Origin of the sequence: Paenibacillus psychroresistens (genome assembly GCF_009728935.1) — a bacterium.
GTDB classification, from domain to species: Bacteria; Bacillota; Bacilli; order Paenibacillales; family NBRC-103111; genus Paenibacillus_AC; species Paenibacillus_AC psychroresistens.
Genome location: NZ_CP034235.1, coordinates 2,428,722 through 2,447,189 on the forward strand (window position 1 = coordinate 2,428,722; position 18,468 = coordinate 2,447,189).

The following is an 18,468-nucleotide window of genomic DNA, read 5'->3' on the forward strand; positions in this document are numbered from 1 at the left end:
ATGAAAAAAGCACTTATTTTCGGGCATAAGAATCCGGATACGGACACGATCTGTTCTGCAATTGCCTACGCTGATTTAAAAACGAAATTAGGTTTTAAGGTTGAAGCGGTTCGTTTAGGTAACGTTAATGGAGAAACACAATTTGCCCTTGATCATTTCCAAGTACCTGCTCCGCGTTTAGTGGAAACGGTTGCTAATGAAGTTAAGGACGTCATTCTTGTAGACCATAATGAACGTCAGCAAAGTGTAAGCGACATTGATCAAGTCCGTGTTTTAGAGGTTATTGATCACCATCGGATTGCGAATTTTGAAACAAGCCATCCTTTGTATTACCGTGCTGAGCCAGTTGGCTGTACAGCGACGATTCTTAATAAAATGTATAAAGAAAATAATATCGCTATCACTAGAGAGATTGCTGGTTTGATGTTATCGGCAATTATTTCGGATTCATTGCTTTTCAAATCACCAACCTGCACAGAGCAAGACGTAGCAGCTGCTCGTGAATTAGCTCATATCGCTGAGGTTAATGGTGAAAGCTACGGTTTAGCAATGCTAAAAGCGGGTGCAGATTTAAGCCAAAAAACAATTAAAGACTTAATTTCACTAGATGCTAAAGAATTTCAAATGGGCAGCTATAAAGTTGAAATTGCTCAAGTTAATGCAGTTGATGTCAACGATGTACTTTCTCGTCAAGCAGAATTGGAAGCTGCGCTTAATACAATTATTGCTGATAAAGGACTGGACTTATTCGTATTCGTCGTGACTGATATTCTCAATAATGATTCTGTAGCTATTTCCCTAGGTCGCTTAAGTGCTTCCGTTGAACAAGCGTATGATGTTAAATTGGAGAACAATACAGCCGTTCTTAAAGGTGTTGTCTCACGTAAATTGCAAATTGTACCTGTGTTAACAGATATTCTTAACAAGCTTTAAGTTAGTTGCTTCATAATCAATGATCTGAAAACAACAAGAGAAAACTTCTCTTGTTGTTTTTTGCACTTATAGCTAACTCAGATAAACGAGGTGTAACTATGCATGAAATCTGGATTCTTGGAATCTGATGAGCAGCTTTGGGCTCAATGGGCTGCTGCTGATAAAGCGGCGATAAAGGACAAATAGATAATGTCTTTCTTTGCACCGTTATCCCATCGACTCAGCAAAAATTTCAAACTAATCGCTGAGTCAAAGGGATAACGGTCAAAAGGAACTCGTAAGGATCGGTTATAAATTTATATCGCGCAGGTTAGTTATATTAATTATGTTCCATCATATAGGGCATACTTCTGTCATGGAGGGACGCCATGCATACGATATTGATTATCGACGGCGAAGAGAAAGCTGCCGAATATCTCAAACAAGAACTAACTCGTGAAGGATACATAGTAGAAGTTGCTACGAATGGCAGAGCCGGCTTGGAGCGAGCTTTACAAGAAAAGTGGGATATAATATTGCTCGAAATTATTCTATCTGAGTTAAATGGGATGGAAGTATTGCGACGGGTAAAAAAGGCAGCTCCAGTTATGCCTGTGATCATTGTTACAACCCGCAATGAAACCTCGGATATCATTTCTGGGCTGGATAATGGAGCGAATGATTACGTCACAAAGCCATATAATACGGATGAGCTGTTTGCTAGAATTCGGGCATCTTTGCGGAATAGGATGCTTATTGAACTGATGATCGATTCCACAATGAATCTTACGGATGATAGACTAATCGTAGCTGGCTTATCTCTAAACCGCAAAACGCGTGAAGTCGTTCGCGACTGCAGACCGATTGAATTGACGATGAAAGAGTTTGACTTGCTTGTTTACTTAATTGAGAATAAACCGAATGTTGTAAGCAGAGAGCAAATTATTCAACAGGTCTGGGGCTATGATTTCGTCGGTGACACTAATATTGTGGATGTGTACATTCGTTATTTACGCAAAAAAGTCGATTACAGCTTTAAAACTTCATTAATCCAAACGATTCGAGGAGTCGGTTATAGTATCCAGGAAGAAACATCATCATCATGAGCCTTGAACAGCAATGGCATCATCAAAATATTGCTCTAAGGTCAGTTGATCAGCATAAATTTCCTCAGCAATATCTTTCCCTACATAACGAATATGCCAGGGCTCGTAGGCATAACCGGTTAGAGACTCTTTGCCGTTTAAGTAACGAATAATAAAACCATAATCGGCGGCATGAGCGGCAAGCCATTTGCCTTCTTTGCTATCTCCAAAGGACTCAACCAATTGGTCCTCAGGTACATTATTCGTTAAGTCGATTGCGAGGCCTGTTTGATGCTCGCTTTGGCCAGGAATAGCACTGATTTTATTGGCTTCAACAGAGCCTTTATCTTGCACGTTCCCATTATAAACGGATTTTTGAGTGACATAGGAACGATAACCAGACACTCCAAACAAGTGAATATTCTCGGTTTCTGCTTGTGCAACGAGCTGCTCCAACGCTTTAGCCGCAACGCTGCGCAGCATCCGTTTTTCAATGATTTCTTTAAATATAAAAGGTATCTCAGGCACTACTAAATCAGCAGGAATATAATTATCTGGCAGAGATCTTTGTTTGTTGACTACAACGGCTACATCTTCAGCATCAGTTACGACTTTTTTTCCATTTGCGGTTGTGGTAAGAGTATCTAACAAGGAATATTTGACGGTAATTGTGCATTCCGTGGATTCACCTTTGTAATTAGAAGAGATAATGGCTTTGGAACCAATAGAAGCATTAGATGAAACATGAACGATTCCTTTATCATCGACAGTAATAATTTCAGGTTGACTAGAGCTGAAGCTTACCTTTTTAAGCTTTGAGATGTCGGTTTTGACGATATGATTTGAGGCACCGGGTGAAAGGCTATAATGACTGGAGCCAAACGATATTAAGCCGGCAGCTTCAGACGAATTTGTAGATTCAGATGCCAATGGAACTGTATTATGCTGGCACCCCGAGACTATAATAACTAGGCTAAGGCTTAGAGGGATGGAGAGACTATAAAGGCGATGTTTAAGCATGCTGTGATTTCCCCTGTCTATGTAAAATAACTAAGTTTTTATAGTACCACAAAATAGTCCTTCCATAAAAAGCTTGTTTTTGGGATAATGGGTAAAGTGAAAAAACACAATCCGACAAGCAGGTGAATAATAATTGCAATCCAAGACAGTTGAAGCCACAATCTCAGCGTTTCCTGATTTATTGCTTTCTTTATTATTTTTTATCGTATTTGCTCTTATATATATCGCAATTATTAGACAGAATAAGCTCGGCACCTTATCCAAAGGTCGTTTAAATGGTTTGTTGGTCTTCGTGCTTTTATTTGCAGGCTTAATTCGAGGATTGATTGTCTATAAGTATTCAGGCCATATCTATAGAATAGACATCCTGCCAATTGCTGCAGATATTATAGCGGCATGGCTGATTTATTGTTTCGCGGTTAAACCCTTAGGTAAAGGAATCGCTTTGGGAGTTTGCCTATTGTTTGCAATGAATCCTGCTGTAATGTTCCATGCGTCTGTATCGTTTCAAGCTACCAGCTATTTTATTATGTGTATAGTTGTTGTGATTTTTGCAATAAGCTCGTTACGAAGATTTATCCTCAGCATTTTAGGCAGCATATTCGTTTTGACCGCGGCTCTTCTCACAGGAATGTTCCAATTTTCTACCTTTAAACCGTGGCTCTGGATAGCCCAGGTTGTGAAGCATGTTTTCGTTACGGATACTTATGCGACTTTAAATGTCTTCAATTTATTTGCGCTAACTGGCGGGAACGGCTTTGCAGCTAGTAATGAACGAATGCTGCTGTCGTACAACATTTGGGGCTTGATTCTCTTAGCCGGAGCGTTTATTTATCTAGGGTTTTTCATAAAACGTATTAAACAGCCATTGAACCTCTCTAAAGTAATTTTCATCCTATTGCTCTTTGTTGTTTCCGTGTTTGTGCTTGCACCACATATGCGTATTTCCTATTTATATCCGGCTATTCCGCTTGCTATATTCAGCTACATCCTTACCCAGGATCGCAGACTTTTGCAATTATTGTTTGGCTTTAGCGTAACTCATTTTATTAATTCCAGCTTTGCGCATGCTTATAGTAAAACGGCACACCCGCTGATTCCACATGTCGAAGGTATTCTGATGGTTGTGTCGCTGACCAACGTGGTTTTATTGATTTATCTGATTTACAGCGGCTACGATATCTTTATCAAACAGCGCATTCTAAAAATGGAAATAGTAGAATTTAATCAACCTGAACCGAACTTACAGGAGACATCTAATAAGCTGCTCACCCGTAAAGATTGGATTTGGATGAGTACAATTACACTGATTTATACACTAGTTGCTTTCTATAATCTAGGTTCGCTGAAGGAACCGGAAACCTTCTGGAAGCCTGTAAGCTCGCTGACTTTTTATGTGGATTTAGGCAAATCCCAAACAATTGAACGCGTTAATGCGTTTGTTGGAATTGGTGAGGGTAAGCTTAAGCTTGAGTTTGGTGAAGACACACCGGATACATGGAAAAATCCATTAATCATAGAGACTAAATATACGACCGTGTTCAAGTGGATTGTCCAGCCCGTCAACTACTCTGCACGTTATGTGAAGGTAACGGTAGATAAGCCTGGCTTTACTTTAAATGAGCTGGCGATTTATGGGAAATATACGGACAAGAAGCTGCCGATGAAGATCGAAGAGATCCATTCTGAAGGCTTGCTTCCCCTAGACCGGCAGGAAATTAAAAATGTGTTTGATGAGCAGAATGAAGTGGTTTATAAACCAACGTTTATGAACGAATCTTATTTTGATGAAATTTATCATCCAAGAACCGCTTATGAGCATTTGCATCTAATAAAGCCATATGAGACGACACATCCTCCATTAGGCAAGCTATTGATTGCTGTAGGTATCAAAATATTCGGGATGAATCCATTTGGCTGGCGTGTTATAGGTACTTTATTCGGTATCGGCATGCTTCCGATGATGTATGTGTTTGCAAAACGTTTATTCGGCAGAACAAGTTATGCTTGGATGGCGACATTTCTAATTGCTTGTGATTTTATGCATTTTGCTCAAACGCGAATAGGTACCATTGATGTATATGGTGTATTCTTCATTATTCTGATGTACTATTTCATGCTGCGGTTTTATCAGCTTAGTTTTTATAAAGCTACGTTGAGCCAAACTCTGCGTCCCTTGTTTTTGTCAGGCTTATTTTTTGGAATTGGTGCAGCGAGCAAATGGATTGTCATTTACGGTGGGGCCGGTTTAGCGCTTATTTTCCTATTGACGCTTTATGATCGATATCGGGAATATGAGGCAGCTAAAAAACTACTCAATCAAGCCAATTCTTCGATGCTGGAGGAAAGATATGGGAATGATCTTGAAGAAGTCGAGGAAACAATGGCAGTTGAGGATTTCTCCAAGAAAATCAAAGCGGAACAAATTGTAGGTACCTTTTCGAAGCTTGCGGTAAAAACGGTGGCGTGGTGCTCGTTATTCTTCATTATTGTGCCAGTGATTATTTATAGCTTATCTTTTTTCCCGATCATGGCTGTTCCTGGACAAGATCATACGGTAAAGCAATTAATTAAATATCAAACAGATATGTTTGACTATCATAGCAAGCTTGTTGCGACTCATCCTTTCTCATCGGCTTGGTGGGAATGGCCTTTAATTATGCGCCCAATCTGGTATTACAATGGGAAAGAGGTTTCCGACGGTAATGTCTCCAGTATAGCTTCGTTTGGTAATCCAGCCATTTGGTGGGTAGGGTTATTAGCTGTTATCGCTGCCATATTCGTTAGTCGACAACGCAAGGATAAAGGCATGTTTGTCGTCTTAATTGCTTACTTTTCGCAATATGTACCTTGGATGCTCGTCAGTCGCTTAACCTTCATTTATCATTATTTTGCGATGGTGCCTTTTCTGATTCTTTGTATCGTTTATATGATTAAAGTCATTCTCGAGAAAAAACCTGATTATCGGATCTATGTTGCCGCCTATTTAACCTTAGTGTTGGGTCTGTTCGTTATGTTCTATCCCGTACTCTCAGGCATGGTCGTTGATAAAGGCTATGTGAATTACGTGCTGCGTTGGTTTGATTCTTGGACATTCTAAATAAACTTTAAGGAGACCCTCATGCGTCAATTTGTGAAATTCAATTTGGTTGGATTACTGAATACGGCGCTTGATTTCGCTGTGTTTGCTTTATTGGCATGGTTAGGTGTCTTTTATATCGTGGCACAGTGTATTTCCTACGGGGTTGGGATGATTAATAGCTACACCTTGAATAAATATTGGACATTCGCCCAGAAGGGGCGGTTAGAGCCTAAGCAAGCCATAAGGTTTACCGTGCTTAATTTAGGCTCGTTACTGCTCTCATTGGGGTTGTTGGCGCTGTTTAAGGATCATTGGGAGCTTAAGGTGTTAACTGCTAAATTATTGACGACGATTGCCACAACTTTAGTTAACTTTGTGGGAAGTAAGCTGTGGGTGTTTCGGACGAACGGAACCAAATATTCTTAAATTCCATCCAGCCTAAGGAGTCCATAGAAATCCCTTTAACCGAGGGATGATAGACCGTTTTCAGCTGCTTGCGATACAGAAAATGAATCGCATGTATATCCTTTAGCATACGTTCTAAAGCGATAAATTGCTTAGTCCTGATAAGTGGATCGATCTCATGAATAATGGTTTCCAAATAAAACTCCATCTGCAGCTTAACCGCCTGCCCAACGTGCTGCTGCATGCTTTTGTACAAATCAATTAAGCGCAGCTCCTTATCATTATCCAGCATAACCGCAAACAAGATAAAATCTGCTTCCAGCCGCTGTTCCCCTTGAAATTGCGCTAAAGGCAGCAGTTTTATCTGCAGCTTTATTCCTGCCAATTGACAAACTTTCTGCAGCATTATCGCATCAGCCTCATATTGAGGAATCGTGCATAAAACCAATGTGTCAGTAAGTGAAGCCGATTCATTTGCAAATAATTCCTCTGTATTTAACTCGCTTAGTTCCTTGTCCAAAAAGCCATCGGTCGGAGAAATCCCCTCTTTTGCAGTATCCAAATGCAGATGCTGTCGAATCATCTCGGTCACAATTCGTCTTGTTTCTACTTCCTTTAATGGACCTTCCTTTAATAAATTCAAGGTGATAAATTTACATATTTCCCCACGGTGCACTTGGTTCCATGAGGTCTCTTCCGCATGATCCGGCAAGCGAAAATTATGCAGTATTTGAAAGCCTTCAAAGCTTTTGCTTTGTTTATGCTCGTAGAGGTCGGGAATATTCCAAATCTCGAGCTGATCCAGATGAGCCCGTCCCTGAAAATAAGGCTGAAACGCCTCGAGAACACAGATGGACCCGTCATTTTTCACAAGCTTAAATGGCCCTGTGCCAATCGGAGCTTTAGCAAACCGCTCTTTGGTTTCTCCACCGTAGTCAATTGGGATAATGGCAGCACGATTTGTACTGAGGAAATGCGCGAATAGCTCATTCGGCTCATTGAGCACGATTTGCAAAGTATTCGCATCCAGCACATTAATCTGCCTTATGTAGAGGTGTGCCCAACGATAAAGCGAGCGTGGATTGACATGGCGCAACCGGTTCAGCGTGAATCGAACATCCTCTGCATGCAGCTCCTTGCCATTATGAAACAAAACACCCTTGCGTAAGAAAAAGGTCCAAACTGTTCGTGAGGTATCGATTTCCCAGGCATGGGCGATATGAGCTTCGATCATTTGATTTTGCGGATTATATCTCACTAAACTATCGAAGATTTGATTAACCAAGTGAGATTCACTCGAGTAATTGATGAAAGCAGGATCTAAGGTATAGAAGGCTTGGCTTAAAGGGAAGCGCAGCAGATCAATTTTCTTGTGATCCTTCAACTCAGCGCGATAGCCAAAATAACTAAACAGCCATTCGTTAAAATGCTCGCGGCTTAGCTGGGGTAAGGAGGGGCGGTTTATATAGTCCATGGCACTGCGTAAGTCCTTTTTTTCAACGAAGTTACGGGCGATTTGCAGGACAAGCTCTTCACTTTTCACAAGAAAGGTTAAAGTTGATTTATTGCCTCTGCCTCGTTTAGGCGACCATATCAGCCATTGTTTATCCGCCAATCTTTTTAAGATTAAGACGACGTTGCGGTGAGTACAGTCGAGAATAGCAGCCAATTCATCTAGGGTAACGATAGCTTCTTGTACGCCTTCAGGAAGAGATAAATGCTCACGCAAACGGATATAGTGATTGGCCATTTTCATGCATTTTCACTCCCCGAATAGGTTCTTTTGCCTCAGTTTACCACGTACCGCTAAAATATGAAATTCCCAAAAACAAACTTACACTTTTTATTCCTATTTAATCGCGTAAACTAAGCATGTAGGCTAACCGGTTAAAGTAAACTGTGAAATGGGGAAATGAAGTATGGGACAAATCATGGAATTTAGTAGATCACAGCATTTGAAAACACATAAATATACGGATGATTTTATAATTGTGGAGAATGAGCGTGGAGAGATTTTACTCCAAAAGCGTTCGGGAACAGAGGAATGGGAATTGCCAGGGGGGATCCAAGAGTTACTCAAGGAACCAGGGCTGCATCTGGCTCAGCTTACTTTATATCGAATGTTTTCTCGAACGGATTTCAGTTCTTATTACACGGATGGGGATGAAGTATTCCATGATATGGCGATTTATATGGCAAAGTCATATTTTGGGTATCTACGAAGCATGAATATGGGATCTCATAAGCTCAGGTTTTTCTCCTTGTATGATTTGCCGCTGCATTTTCAAGAAACCTCCAAGCTTATTGTAGATGCTTATGCAGCCGATCATTTTTGGATAGGGGGTTAATAGGGATGGAGCAGAGTGAGCTAGTTAAACGTAATGAAATGATTAGAACAATGATCCTGGCTTTATTCGTCGGAATTATCCAATATATTTTGTTTAATAGTAATGGAATAGGCATTTCCTATCCGCTTTTTGTAGTTGTGTTATATGCTTATCTGTTCTGGGGACTGAGAAATAAACTGCATCATGGTGTAGATCTCGAATATATGCTGATCGTGCCTATAGCCTTACTATCATTAACCTTCTTTATTTTTTCAAACCCGGTGCTGCATGTGCTTAATTTTCTTGCCATCCCGTTGCTTATTATCGTGCAAACGATGCGTATGGGCGAGCTTAAACGTCATATCGGACAACCTTTTCATTATGTGGGCGATATATTCAAACAGAGTATAGTTAGCAGCTTTACATACTTCCCGAAACCTATAAAATTACTTATCACTTTGCTGCTTAATCGAACAGGCAGTAGAAACAAAAGCTTGCTTAAGATAGGCTTAGGTCTCCTATTAACCTTGCCCTTGCTAATTGTAATAGTACCCTTGTTAGCTTCAGCTGATTCCGTGTTTCAAGAGCAAATAGCTGGATGGCAGGACATTTTTATGAAGGTTAATATAGCGAAATTTTTGTTCCGAATAATCTGGATTGTTATTGTATCGAGCTATGTATTCGGTTATTTATGGGCATTGCTGCATCCTCCAGTAAAACCTAATAAAGAGATCCCTGACGTAGATTGGGGGATACGGACTGTTGAAGCTCCCAGACCTTTAACCTTAGACACTACAGTAGCGCTAACCATATTATTTGTTGTAAATGCCGTCTATTTATTATTTACCATCGTGCAGTTCTCTTATTTTTTCGCCGCAGGTGATGGGATTCTGCCAGATGGAACGAATTACGCAGAGTATGCTAGAAGAGGCTTTGCTGAGCTGGTTGTGGTCACGATGATCAATTTCAGCTTGCTTTTAGGAAGTATTCATTGGGTGAAGACAGAGGGTACCCTCAACCTTAAGTTATTTTTGAAGGTGATGTTATCGATATTGGTAGTTAGTACGATAGTGATGCTTATTTCGGCACATTTAAGGCTATCCTTATATGAAGAAGCCTATGGCTATACGATCACACGAATTCTGGTCCATGCATTTATGCTGTTTCTTGCTGTATTATTAGTGCTGTCGCTGATACGTGTTTGGATGGATAGAATGCCTTTGTTAAAGCCGTTTATATGTGTGACACTGGTAGCTTGTTTATTGATTAACTACATTAACATTGATCTAATTATTGCGAAAAATAATTTGCAGCGGTATACTTTGTCAGGGAAAATTGATCTCAGTTATTTTAATGAGCTTTCTTATGACGTAGTCCCTTATTTGATTCGACATAACGAGAAGGAGCTCAACAAACCGGATGGATTAAATAAGCTTCTATTGAATATGAAGAATAGACTAGCTGGTAAACAAACAGATTGGAAAGGATTTAATTTAGCAGAACATCGCGCTATGGAGGCATTGAAGCATGTCAAGTAATGAGTCAACCGTATTAAACGAATCAACTGCACCAAAAGCAACAAATGGTAGTAAAAAGTGGCTTATTCTAGTATTAGGGGCAGCAACCGCGGTAGTGCTTTTTTTCATAACTAAAGTTCAGAATTGGGATTGGCTCTGTTTATTCGTGCTGGTTGTTGCTTTAATCGGGACAGCGCAGGATGCCAAGAATATTTCCTGGGAAAAGTTCTTGCCGACTGGTTTTCTAGTTTTAGGTATTTTGTTTTTGATTTATAAATATTCAGGAGGCCTTTGGAACTCGGTTGTTGTCTGGCAAACGGAATCGATTCACCATATCTTTCAATGGAACCAGATTTTTAATGCGATCCCGTTAAATGATGGGGCGATATTCCGTGTGTGGCAGCCCAAAGCGCTAAACTGGTATTTTACTTGGGTTTATAATAATGGATTTGCTTTATCTTATTGGATTTGCATTATCCGCTCTTTTTTCACTAAGGATGTCAAAAAAATAGCGACTTTTGCCTTAGCTGGTTATTTGCTGCAGGTCCCCTTTGTTCTGGTGTTCTACAATACTGTGCTGCTGCAAGAGGTTTGGTATGTGCAAGGTGTTCCTGATCTACTGCATCGTGTGTTGACTCCTGCCCAGCAATTCAGTACCACATTAAATTGCTTCCCAAGCTTACATACATCGATTGCTTTTTCTGGCTTTCTGCTAGCCATGCGTGAGAAAAGCAAATGGTTCCGATGGTGGGTTGGGATCTATAGCATCTCCATTCTTGTCGCCACCTTATATTTGAAAATCCACTGGGTTCTTGATGTGTTTGCGGGTATGTTATTCGCCTATGGCTGTGTAAAGCTTGCAGATTGGATCGTTAATGCCGGAGTTTTCCCGTATATTTCTCGCAAATTCACTGGTACGATTAGAAAAATCAGAAAGAACTCATGAAAGGAAGCTGAAAATGCTGCCTATTCCTGATAGAGTCCAAGCGGTTTTGGATGCTTATTTTCAATTGCTTGATTCAAAGCTGCTGAATTTTCTCGAGGCTTATTACATCTATGGCTCCATTTCATTGGGAGCCTTCACTAAAAACTACAGCGATATCGATTTCGTTGCCATAGTTAAACAGGAAATTACTGCAGACAAGTTAGCCTTGCTCAAAGAGATTCATCTGGAAATTCAGCAGCGATTTCCGAAAAGGATTTTAGATGGAAAATACATCACTTCGGCGGATATGCAGCAGGTTAACCACGGTGAGCAATCTTATTGTTATTTTAATGAAGGAAAGTATCGAGGAGTTAGGCAGTTTAATAAGAATTCGATAGATGCTTATCAGCTAAAGGTCCATGGAATTGCTGTCAAAGGGCAGGAATCGAACAAGCTTGATTATACAATTGATTGGGATATCTTACTTCATGACATGAAGGGGAATCTTAACTACTACTGGGTGAATTGGCGGAATAAATGCGAAAGGTTTCTCACTGTATCTTACATAGGATTATTCTGTTCCGGAAAGATGGCACAAGATCATTAACGAGGCTATGAGATTGCGCAAAGGCATCGCTAAATCCTATTATTCTTCTCGCATTAAACGCAGAAACGACACATTGGCCTATATAAATTATATTATTAGCGAGAGCAACAGGTTGTAATAGGTTCTTAAATTACCCATAGCTTGTCAAATCCAACCAAACGTGCTAATTTGGGTCTAATAGTCGTTACATAGAGGAGACACAGTTGTTATGGATTGGAGCGCCAGTACCCCCCCGATATTGAACATAGTTGTACCTTGCTATAATGAAGAAGAAGTCATCGGAGAGACAATTAAACAGTTGAGCGTTGTAATGGTTAATTTAATCCAATCCAAGCTGGTCTCACCATCTAGCTTAATAATGTTTGTGGATGATGGCAGTCGTGACCGTACATGGGAGCTTATCGAGCATCACCATCTAATAAATCAGTATGTAACAGGGCTTAAGCTCGCTCGAAATGTGGGACACCAAAATGCTTTATTGGCAGGCTTAATGGCAGCAAAAGAGCAGGCAGATTGTGTGATTTCGATTGACGCAGATTTACAGGATGACCTTGGCACAATTGAAAAATTTGTTGTCGAGTTTCATAAAGGCGCCGAAATTGTATATGGTATTCGCCAAAGTCGTGAGAGTGATACCTTCTTCAAGCGAAATACGGCACTTGGCTTTTATCGATTAATGGCGAGAATGGGTGCCAAAATTGAATATAATCACGCCGATTTCCGTTTAATGAGCAAACGTGCTTTGATGCAGCTTGAGAAATTTAAGGAGGTTAATTTATTTCTGCGCGGCATTGTGCCTCTAATTGGTTTTAAAACAGTAAAGGTTCAGTATGATCGGCATGAGCGTTTTGCAGGTGAATCCAAATATCCTTTGAAAAAAATGATTGGTTTTGCCCTAGATGGGATTACCTCGTTAAGTGTCACACCAATCCGAATTGTAACCTTGGCTGGCTTTTTATTCTTCATAGTTAGTTTATTAGTCGGGGTTTATATTATCATAAGTAAAGTATCAGGTACTACCGTAAGCGGATGGTCATCCTTAATGGCATCCGTCTGGTTTATTGGCGGGATTCAGCTAGTAAGCTTGGGTTTGATAGGCGAATACATAGGGAAAATTTATAAAGAGGTTAAGCATCGGCCCTTATATATTATTGAAAAAGAGCTAACGGCTGCTTCAAAAGAAATGGGACAATCATGAAATATAAGCTGAGTTTGGTTTTAACTATCTTTTGTTTGGGTTTGATACTTACCTCATGTGCAAGGGCTGATCATAAGGTAACTTTAGAAAAGGATTCTGTTAAACAACAAGTAATGATTACCGCACAAACGCTCACACCGCTTGCTGCAACAGTAACCCCAGCTCCTAAACCTTTAATGCCGTTGATTTTTCTAGATCCCGGCCATCAGCTTAAAGGTAATAACGAGCTGGAATACCTCGGTCCAAATTCAAAAGTAAAGAAGCCTAAGGTTACCTCAGGAACAAGAGGGATTTCTACAAAAAAAACCGAGTTTCAGCTCAATTTGGACGTCTCTTTGCTTCTAAGAGATATACTGGTTGCTAAAGGCTACCGCGTGCAGATGACACGTGATAAGAATGAAGTGAATTTAAGTAATAAAGAGCGGGCGCTCATGGCAAACAAAGCAAAAGCAGATCTCTTCGTAAGAGTGCATGCAGATGGAAATGATAAATCAACAGTTAATGGCATTTCTATTCAATATCCAATTGAAAATAGCTCGACTAAAACAATAAAAGCTAAACCAAGCAAGCTTGCAGCAGAAGCGATGTTAAAGGCGGTAATTAAGGAAACAGGAGCTAAATCAAGAGGGATTGTTCCTAGGGGCGACTTGGCTGGATTTAATTGGTCTGAGGTACCGTCTGTTCTGATAGAGATGGGATTTATGACGAACAAAAAGGAAGATAATCTAATGGCTACCAAAAGCTATCAGGAAAAGTTAGCAAAAGGGATGTTGATTGGGATCGAACAATGGCTAGCTGAGGGGTGATGAGATTATGGCAATTAAAGCCGTTATTTTTGATTTTGATGGACTTATCTTGGATACGGAGAGTAACGAATATCATGCTCATTCCGAGATATTCAAACAACTTGGCGTAGAGCTTCCGATCGCGGAGTGGGGCAAATGCATTGGTACGGATGCATCCGCCTTTGATGTATATGCTTATCTCGAAGAGCTTGTTGGAAAACCTGTTGATCGTGAGACGCTAAAAAAGAATAGACATGATTTGTTTACCAAACGAATGAGCCTGGAGGGAGTTCGTCCAGGCGTTCGCGAGTATTTGCAAAGCGCACAAGCTTTAGACCTGCGGATTGGATTAGCTTCAAGCTCATCTTTCGCCTGGGTATCCGGATATTTGGAGATTCACAAGCTTGCCCATTACTTTGAAACAATCCGTACTAGAGAAGATGTAGTAAAAGTAAAGCCAAGTCCCGAGCTTTATCAGAAAGCTTTAGAGGATCTTGGCGTTCTACCGTCGGAAGCTATCGCTTTCGAGGATTCACCTAATGGTTCACTTGCTGCCAAAAGGGCAGGAATGTATTGCGTAATTGTTCCTAATTCAATTACAGGAAGTCTTGTTTTCGGTGAAACCGATCTCCGACTGGACTCTATGGAACAAATGAGCTTATCCGAAGTTATTGTGCGTTTTAATTAGCTTAAATTAACTCCAATTCATTCTTTCTCTCAGGCTGGTAATATGAGCGATATGATGATTACCATGCCAAGCATAAATGCCTACGTTTTTAGCTAATGGCGTTTCACCCGATTCTGGATGAATGAAGCTGCGGTTGAAGGCTTCTGCACTCGTAGATCTCAGCACATCGACCCAACGCAGATGGAGTGAGTCCAGAAGCTGCAAGGAAATTTCAACAGGCAGCTTAACAGAGTCGCTTAGCTCAGCCCAGCTTGCTTCATCATAAGGTTTAATAGTTGGAAGCTCTTCAGTAAGAGCAAGCTTGAAGCGGATATAGCTGTTCACATGGCTATCTGCTACATGATGAACGACCTGCCTTACTGTCCAACCATCTGGGCGATAGGGAGTATCCAGCTGGCTTTCTGATAATCCATGTACTGCAGACCGCAGCTTCTGCGGTGCTGCTGCAATCTCCTCGATCCATTTATGAAGCTGCTCAGTTGTAATGGTACCTTCATGGTCAAATTTCCCAATCGGATATTTCAGCTTTTCCATTCCTCATCTACTCCTCCAGCTCAACCTCAAAGATACATTTGAATCGTTCTACTCCAGGGAACTTCTCACCTAAGCTTATAACAGAAAAGCCAACATTACGATAGAAATCTACGCTATCCTCGTCCGTTTCTGCTTCAATAATTGCAGGCTGTTTAGCCTCAAGCAGCTGCAGAATCAACCCTCTTCCATAACCTTTACTGCGTTCCTCCGGTTTTACCGCAATATGCCTTAGCTCAAGCTTATTATTCGGATGCACAATAAAACCAACGATTCCGATAATCTCGTCATCTTCTTCATGACCGTACAGCTCTAATGCTGCTTCGGAATGGTAACGCACGATTTCTTGCTCGATTCTCTCCGGGTCTGGGAAAATGGCATAGGAAAGCAGCTCTTGTATAGAATCCTCAGAGATTCGTTGTTTAATTGGAATTAGCATGATGATCAAAACTCCCTTTTCTGTTTAAAGTAAGTGCAGCAATCGGAGTATCCACCATGAATGGAATAGCCCCCTAAAAGTATTATATGTATAATGCCATTGAAATCAAATAATTCTCACTCCAATTTGCTCTGCAAGATACACAATATAACGATTTACAAAATCCTGGGGGACTTTAACAATTTCATCTGCCGACTGAATTAGACTTAAAACAGCGGAGTAAGGGACTTCATCTGAAATTATTTTTATAGCCTTTGTGGAAGATGGCGGTTCACTTGCCGCGGCAGCGATCAACCTAATGAACTGAGCTTCAATGTCTGCCACTTCATATAGAGCAGATGGGATCCAGCAATAGATCACAGCATAATCATAATTAGGTTCGGATAAAAGAGCAGCCAATACTACAGGCCACTGACTTTCTGGATGGCTCCAATCTGCGCACATTAGCAAGCTTTTGGTGAGGGCAGACTTTGGAAACCAAATGTTATCAGTGGAAATGAACTCCGAAATTTGAGTTGGAATGTAATGCTTGCTATGTTCAAATTTTATAAAATTTTGATCGTTCTGCTGAGCAGTCTGATGCTCCCTAACTCTCCATTTTCGTTCGAATTTAGTGTGATTGTTTTGCAGGCTGGACGTGAATTGGTCTGGGACTTGTGCAAACGAAGCATGTCCAATGTGATGGACGAATGAACCCCCAACTACGGCTATTGTATAGCCTGCTAATCTTGCACGTAAGCACCAATCCACATCATCAAAATTACCGATCCCATACCAGAAGTCATTTCCTCCGATAGCAACTAATAAATCACGGCGGAAAACTAGGCAGGCTCCAACTAGTTTATCTGCATAGATTACATGAGCTTTATTCAAATCTGTAAAATAGCTCGCGAATGCTTCCATTTCCTCGATTGTCTCAAAGGTCTTTCCGACATGTTGGACACTTCCGCCTCCATAGCTCAAGAAAGGAGCGGCAAAACCAAGTTTAGGATCAGCTTCGAGAGCTTGCACTAACGGTGCTAGCCAATTAGGAGGAAACAGCAAATCATTATTCAGTACGGCAATTATTGTTCCTCTACAATGGCCAATCCCTATATTGATCCCTGTTGGATAACCCAAATTCTCATTTAACAAGACGAGTTCGAGCTGAACGGGATGATTTTTATATTTTTTATTAAAGGCATTCAATTGCTTGACCGTTTCTCTATTGGAACCATTGTCGACTACAACGAGCTCGATGCCCTGATGAATTTGGGCTTCCTCTAGGCTCTCAAGTATCGAAATTAGGCATTGTTTGGTGAATGCCCAGTTATTATAGGACAGAATAATTAAGCTGTAATAGGGAATCATAACCACCTCCTCAACTTTAACACTATTATACAATGTGGAAAGGATTTACTGAACATAATGTCGAATGTTTTGAAGGATAGCACAGATTATGCTTACGTAGTAAGTTTTCTAAAGAAAACTCTCAGGAGGAATTAGAATGAAATATCGCAGATTAGGAAAAACGGAGCTGAAGGTATCCGTGATTGGGATTGGCACATGGCAATTTGGCGGGGAATGGGGCATGGACTTCACTCAAGCTGAGGTTGATCGACTATTCGATAAAGCCAAGGAGCTTGGAATCAATTTGATCGATACAGCAGAATGTTATGGAGATCATTTATCGGAGTCTTTAATTGGCGGTTATTTGCGCAATCAGAGGCGCGAGGATTGGGTAGTTGCAACCAAGTTTGGGCACCATTTCAAAGTACCATTTGAACGTGATCAATTATGGTCAGCTCAAGAAGTTGTGAAGCAGCTAGATGATTCCCTTCATGCCTTGCAAACGGATTATGTGGATCTCTACCAATTCCATTCCGGCGGAGATGAACAATTTAATAATGATGAGCTGTGGACAGCTTTAGATAAACAAATTCAGGCAGGCAAAATACGGCATCTAGGCACTTCAATTGGCAGTAATGATAACCTGCTGCAAACGGATGCATCCAGTAAAGTCAATTCGCAAGTGATCCAAGTTGTATACAATCGACTGGACAGAAAGCCAGAGGAACGAGTATTTCCTTCAAGTGAGCTTCAGGATTTGGGAGTTTTGGCTAGAGTTCCATTAGCGAGCGGTTACTTAAGTGGTAAATATAAGCCAGGAGCTGTTTTTGAAGCTTCTGATGTTCGTAATCGCCATAATCAGGAGCATACCGCGTCTTTGCTTCGTGAAGTCGAGTCCATTAAGTTAAATGAAGTGCCTGAAGGAATGGATATGGCGACTTGGGCGTTAGCTTGGTGCTTGAAGCACGAGGCAGTCACGTCCGTTATCCCAGGCTGTAAGAACGAGGCTCAGGTTGAATCCAACGCTAAAGCAGCAGAGTATGCAAGTGATCAGCATAAGCAAGCTTGGAAACAATAAGGGAGTTCGATTACTATCTATTTTCAGAATATAGCTAGATAAACTAAGACGATAAGTGAGGCGCCTTCTCTTAATTTTAGAGAAGGTGTTTTTTCTTTACAAAAAGCTAACTCTGCAGCTTTTTGTGGAAAAAATTCCACAAAAGCTACAAAAAAATTAGTCTTCCTGCTGATTCGATTTAAAAGGAGCGGAACGATTCTTAATAGTGAAATTGATGAAATTATATATATGATGTTTCTCTAAATCATTCAATTGATGTAGGAGTTTAAGGAAGGGCATGTCCGATAATTCAACTTTTGTTTTTACTGCTTCGTATGTTTCAAATCCTGGTATTGAACCTATTCCTTGAAGAAGCCAATCTGTGCTAGTTCCAAAACACCCGTTAACTGCTATAAGTGTATCTGCTGATGGTTTGTTCTGGTTGGTCTCAATATCGCTAAGCCTGCCTTGAGAAAGTCCAATTGTCTTAGCGAAATCCAATTGGCTTAATCCAGCTATTTTACGCAGATGTTTGAACCTTGATCCGATAGTTTCCATATC

At 40.6% G+C, this 18,468-nt stretch carries 18 protein-coding genes; 12 read left to right on the plus strand and 6 right to left on the minus strand.

What is annotated here, in order from left to right; all coding sequences use genetic code 11:
* Both EHS13_RS10825 and EHS13_RS10830 read left to right on the plus strand, forming a co-directional pair.
* Positions 1-933 (plus strand): manganese-dependent inorganic pyrophosphatase, encoded by a 933-nt coding sequence (locus tag EHS13_RS10825; protein WP_155700347.1) that lies wholly within the window; start codon positions 1-3, stop codon positions 931-933.
* Positions 934-1,301: 368 nt separating this feature from the next.
* Positions 1,302-2,018, plus strand: a complete 717-nt coding sequence (locus EHS13_RS10830; RefSeq protein WP_155700348.1) for a response regulator transcription factor — start codon at positions 1,302-1,304, stop codon at positions 2,016-2,018.
* On the opposite strand, the gene EHS13_RS10835 is transcribed toward EHS13_RS10830, so the two are convergent.
* The gene (locus EHS13_RS10835; RefSeq protein ID WP_155700349.1) at positions 2,013-3,017 is read right to left on the minus strand and encodes a M15 family metallopeptidase; all 1,005 of its coding nucleotides are present in this window, start codon (positions 3,015-3,017) and stop codon (positions 2,013-2,015) included. The two genes, EHS13_RS10830 and EHS13_RS10835, sit on opposite strands and share 6 nt — an antisense overlap.
* A gap of 133 nt (positions 3,018-3,150) precedes the next feature.
* Between EHS13_RS10835 and EHS13_RS10840 the strand changes: the two genes are divergently transcribed.
* Positions 3,151-6,117: a glycosyltransferase family 39 protein gene (locus tag EHS13_RS10840; RefSeq protein ID WP_155700350.1), complete on the plus strand. Its 2,967-nt coding sequence runs from the start codon at positions 3,151-3,153 to the stop codon at positions 6,115-6,117.
* Between the two features lie 21 nt (positions 6,118-6,138).
* The gene (locus EHS13_RS10845; protein WP_155700351.1) at positions 6,139-6,525 is read left to right on the plus strand and encodes a GtrA family protein; all 387 of its coding nucleotides are present in this window, start codon (positions 6,139-6,141) and stop codon (positions 6,523-6,525) included.
* Here the strand turns inward: EHS13_RS10845 and EHS13_RS10850 are convergent.
* Positions 6,467-8,260: an ABC transporter substrate-binding protein gene (locus EHS13_RS10850; RefSeq protein ID WP_155700352.1), complete on the minus strand. Its 1,794-nt coding sequence runs from the start codon at positions 8,258-8,260 to the stop codon at positions 6,467-6,469. The two genes, EHS13_RS10845 and EHS13_RS10850, sit on opposite strands and share 59 nt — an antisense overlap.
* 163 nt (positions 8,261-8,423) lie before the next feature.
* On the opposite strand from EHS13_RS10850, the gene EHS13_RS10855 reads away from it, so the two are divergent.
* The 7 genes from EHS13_RS10855 to EHS13_RS10885 all read left to right on the plus strand — a co-directional run bounded on the left by EHS13_RS10855 (position 8,424) and on the right by EHS13_RS10885 (position 14,551).
* Positions 8,424-8,852, plus strand: a complete 429-nt coding sequence (locus EHS13_RS10855; RefSeq protein WP_162463059.1) for an NUDIX hydrolase — start codon at positions 8,424-8,426, stop codon at positions 8,850-8,852.
* 5 nt (positions 8,853-8,857) lie between these two features.
* Positions 8,858-10,369 carry a DUF4153 domain-containing protein gene (locus tag EHS13_RS10860; RefSeq protein WP_155700354.1) on the plus strand — a complete coding sequence of 504 codons (1,512 nt, stop codon included), beginning with the start codon at positions 8,858-8,860 and terminating at the stop codon, positions 10,367-10,369.
* Positions 10,359-11,294, plus strand: a complete 936-nt coding sequence (locus EHS13_RS10865) for a phosphatase PAP2 family protein (RefSeq protein WP_155700355.1) — start codon at positions 10,359-10,361, stop codon at positions 11,292-11,294. Before EHS13_RS10860 ends, EHS13_RS10865 begins: the two co-directional genes overlap by 11 nt.
* Positions 11,295-11,307: 13 nt before the next feature.
* Positions 11,308-11,880, plus strand: coding sequence for a nucleotidyltransferase domain-containing protein (locus EHS13_RS10870; RefSeq protein ID WP_162463060.1), 573 nt, complete (start codon positions 11,308-11,310; stop codon positions 11,878-11,880).
* Positions 11,881-12,088: 208 nt separating this feature from the next.
* On the plus strand, positions 12,089-13,078 hold the full coding sequence (locus EHS13_RS10875; protein ID WP_155700357.1) for a glycosyltransferase family 2 protein: 990 nt from the start codon (positions 12,089-12,091) through the stop codon (positions 13,076-13,078).
* Positions 13,075-13,884, plus strand: coding sequence for an N-acetylmuramoyl-L-alanine amidase family protein (locus EHS13_RS10880; RefSeq protein ID WP_155700358.1), 810 nt, complete (start codon positions 13,075-13,077; stop codon positions 13,882-13,884). The genes EHS13_RS10875 and EHS13_RS10880 overlap by 4 nt, the downstream gene beginning before the upstream one ends.
* 7 nt (positions 13,885-13,891) lie before the next feature.
* Positions 13,892-14,551 carry an HAD family hydrolase gene (locus tag EHS13_RS10885; protein ID WP_155700359.1) on the plus strand — a complete coding sequence of 220 codons (660 nt, stop codon included), beginning with the start codon at positions 13,892-13,894 and terminating at the stop codon, positions 14,549-14,551.
* A gap of 6 nt (positions 14,552-14,557) precedes the next feature.
* Here the strand turns inward: EHS13_RS10885 and EHS13_RS10890 are convergent, their stop codons facing one another.
* From EHS13_RS10890 to EHS13_RS10900, 3 genes are all read right to left on the minus strand, one after another.
* Positions 14,558-15,085 carry a YfiT family bacillithiol transferase gene (locus EHS13_RS10890; RefSeq protein WP_155700360.1) on the minus strand — a complete coding sequence of 176 codons (528 nt, stop codon included), beginning with the start codon at positions 15,083-15,085 and terminating at the stop codon, positions 14,558-14,560.
* Positions 15,086-15,092: 7 nt separating this feature from the next.
* The gene (locus tag EHS13_RS10895) at positions 15,093-15,521 is read right to left on the minus strand and encodes a GNAT family N-acetyltransferase (RefSeq protein WP_155700361.1); all 429 of its coding nucleotides are present in this window, start codon (positions 15,519-15,521) and stop codon (positions 15,093-15,095) included.
* 105 nt (positions 15,522-15,626) lie between these two features.
* Complete coding sequence (locus EHS13_RS10900; protein WP_155700362.1) at positions 15,627-16,871, minus strand: glycosyltransferase family 2 protein; 1,245 nt, start codon at positions 16,869-16,871, stop codon at positions 15,627-15,629.
* A 136-nt stretch (positions 16,872-17,007) separates the two neighbouring features.
* Here EHS13_RS10900 and EHS13_RS10905 point away from each other — a divergent pair, with 136 nt between their 5' ends.
* The gene (locus EHS13_RS10905; protein ID WP_155700363.1) at positions 17,008-17,928 is read left to right on the plus strand and encodes an aldo/keto reductase; all 921 of its coding nucleotides are present in this window, start codon (positions 17,008-17,010) and stop codon (positions 17,926-17,928) included.
* A 156-nt stretch (positions 17,929-18,084) separates the two neighbouring features.
* Here EHS13_RS10905 and EHS13_RS10910 read toward each other — a convergent pair whose 3' ends face one another.
* Positions 18,085-18,465 (minus strand): helix-turn-helix domain-containing protein, encoded by a 381-nt coding sequence (locus EHS13_RS10910; RefSeq protein WP_162463061.1) that lies wholly within the window; start codon positions 18,463-18,465, stop codon positions 18,085-18,087.
* Positions 18,466-18,468 lie beyond the last annotated feature (3 nt).

Bases quoted from the DNA above. Each gene is read 5' to 3' on its own strand.
- EHS13_RS10865 (WP_155700355.1), top strand. From the start codon at position 10,359: ATGTCAAGTAATGAGTCAACCGTATTAAACGAATCAACTGCACCAAAA.
- EHS13_RS10830 (WP_155700348.1), top strand. From the start codon at position 1,302: ATGCATACGATATTGATTATCGACGGCGAAGAGAAAGCTGCCGAATAT.
- EHS13_RS10845 (WP_155700351.1), top strand. From the start codon at position 6,139: ATGCGTCAATTTGTGAAATTCAATTTGGTTGGATTACTGAATACGGCG.
- EHS13_RS10825 (WP_155700347.1), top strand. From the start codon at position 1: ATGAAAAAAGCACTTATTTTCGGGCATAAGAATCCGGATACGGACACG.
- EHS13_RS10855 (WP_162463059.1), top strand. From the start codon at position 8,424: ATGGGACAAATCATGGAATTTAGTAGATCACAGCATTTGAAAACACAT.
- EHS13_RS10850 (WP_155700352.1), bottom strand. From the start codon at position 8,260: ATGAAAATGGCCAATCACTATATCCGTTTGCGTGAGCATTTATCTCTT.
- EHS13_RS10875 (WP_155700357.1), top strand. From the start codon at position 12,089: ATGGATTGGAGCGCCAGTACCCCCCCGATATTGAACATAGTTGTACCT.
- EHS13_RS10910 (WP_162463061.1), bottom strand. From the start codon at position 18,465: ATGGAAACTATCGGATCAAGGTTCAAACATCTGCGTAAAATAGCTGGA.
- EHS13_RS10870 (WP_162463060.1), top strand. From the start codon at position 11,308: ATGCTGCCTATTCCTGATAGAGTCCAAGCGGTTTTGGATGCTTATTTT.
- EHS13_RS10880 (WP_155700358.1), top strand. From the start codon at position 13,075: ATGAAATATAAGCTGAGTTTGGTTTTAACTATCTTTTGTTTGGGTTTG.
- EHS13_RS10860 (WP_155700354.1), top strand. From the start codon at position 8,858: ATGGAGCAGAGTGAGCTAGTTAAACGTAATGAAATGATTAGAACAATG.
- EHS13_RS10885 (WP_155700359.1), top strand. From the start codon at position 13,892: ATGGCAATTAAAGCCGTTATTTTTGATTTTGATGGACTTATCTTGGAT.
- EHS13_RS10895 (WP_155700361.1), bottom strand. From the start codon at position 15,521: ATGCTAATTCCAATTAAACAACGAATCTCTGAGGATTCTATACAAGAG.
- EHS13_RS10900 (WP_155700362.1), bottom strand. From the start codon at position 16,871: ATGATTCCCTATTACAGCTTAATTATTCTGTCCTATAATAACTGGGCA.
- EHS13_RS10905 (WP_155700363.1), top strand. From the start codon at position 17,008: ATGAAATATCGCAGATTAGGAAAAACGGAGCTGAAGGTATCCGTGATT.
- EHS13_RS10835 (WP_155700349.1), bottom strand. From the start codon at position 3,017: ATGCTTAAACATCGCCTTTATAGTCTCTCCATCCCTCTAAGCCTTAGC.
- EHS13_RS10890 (WP_155700360.1), bottom strand. From the start codon at position 15,085: ATGGAAAAGCTGAAATATCCGATTGGGAAATTTGACCATGAAGGTACC.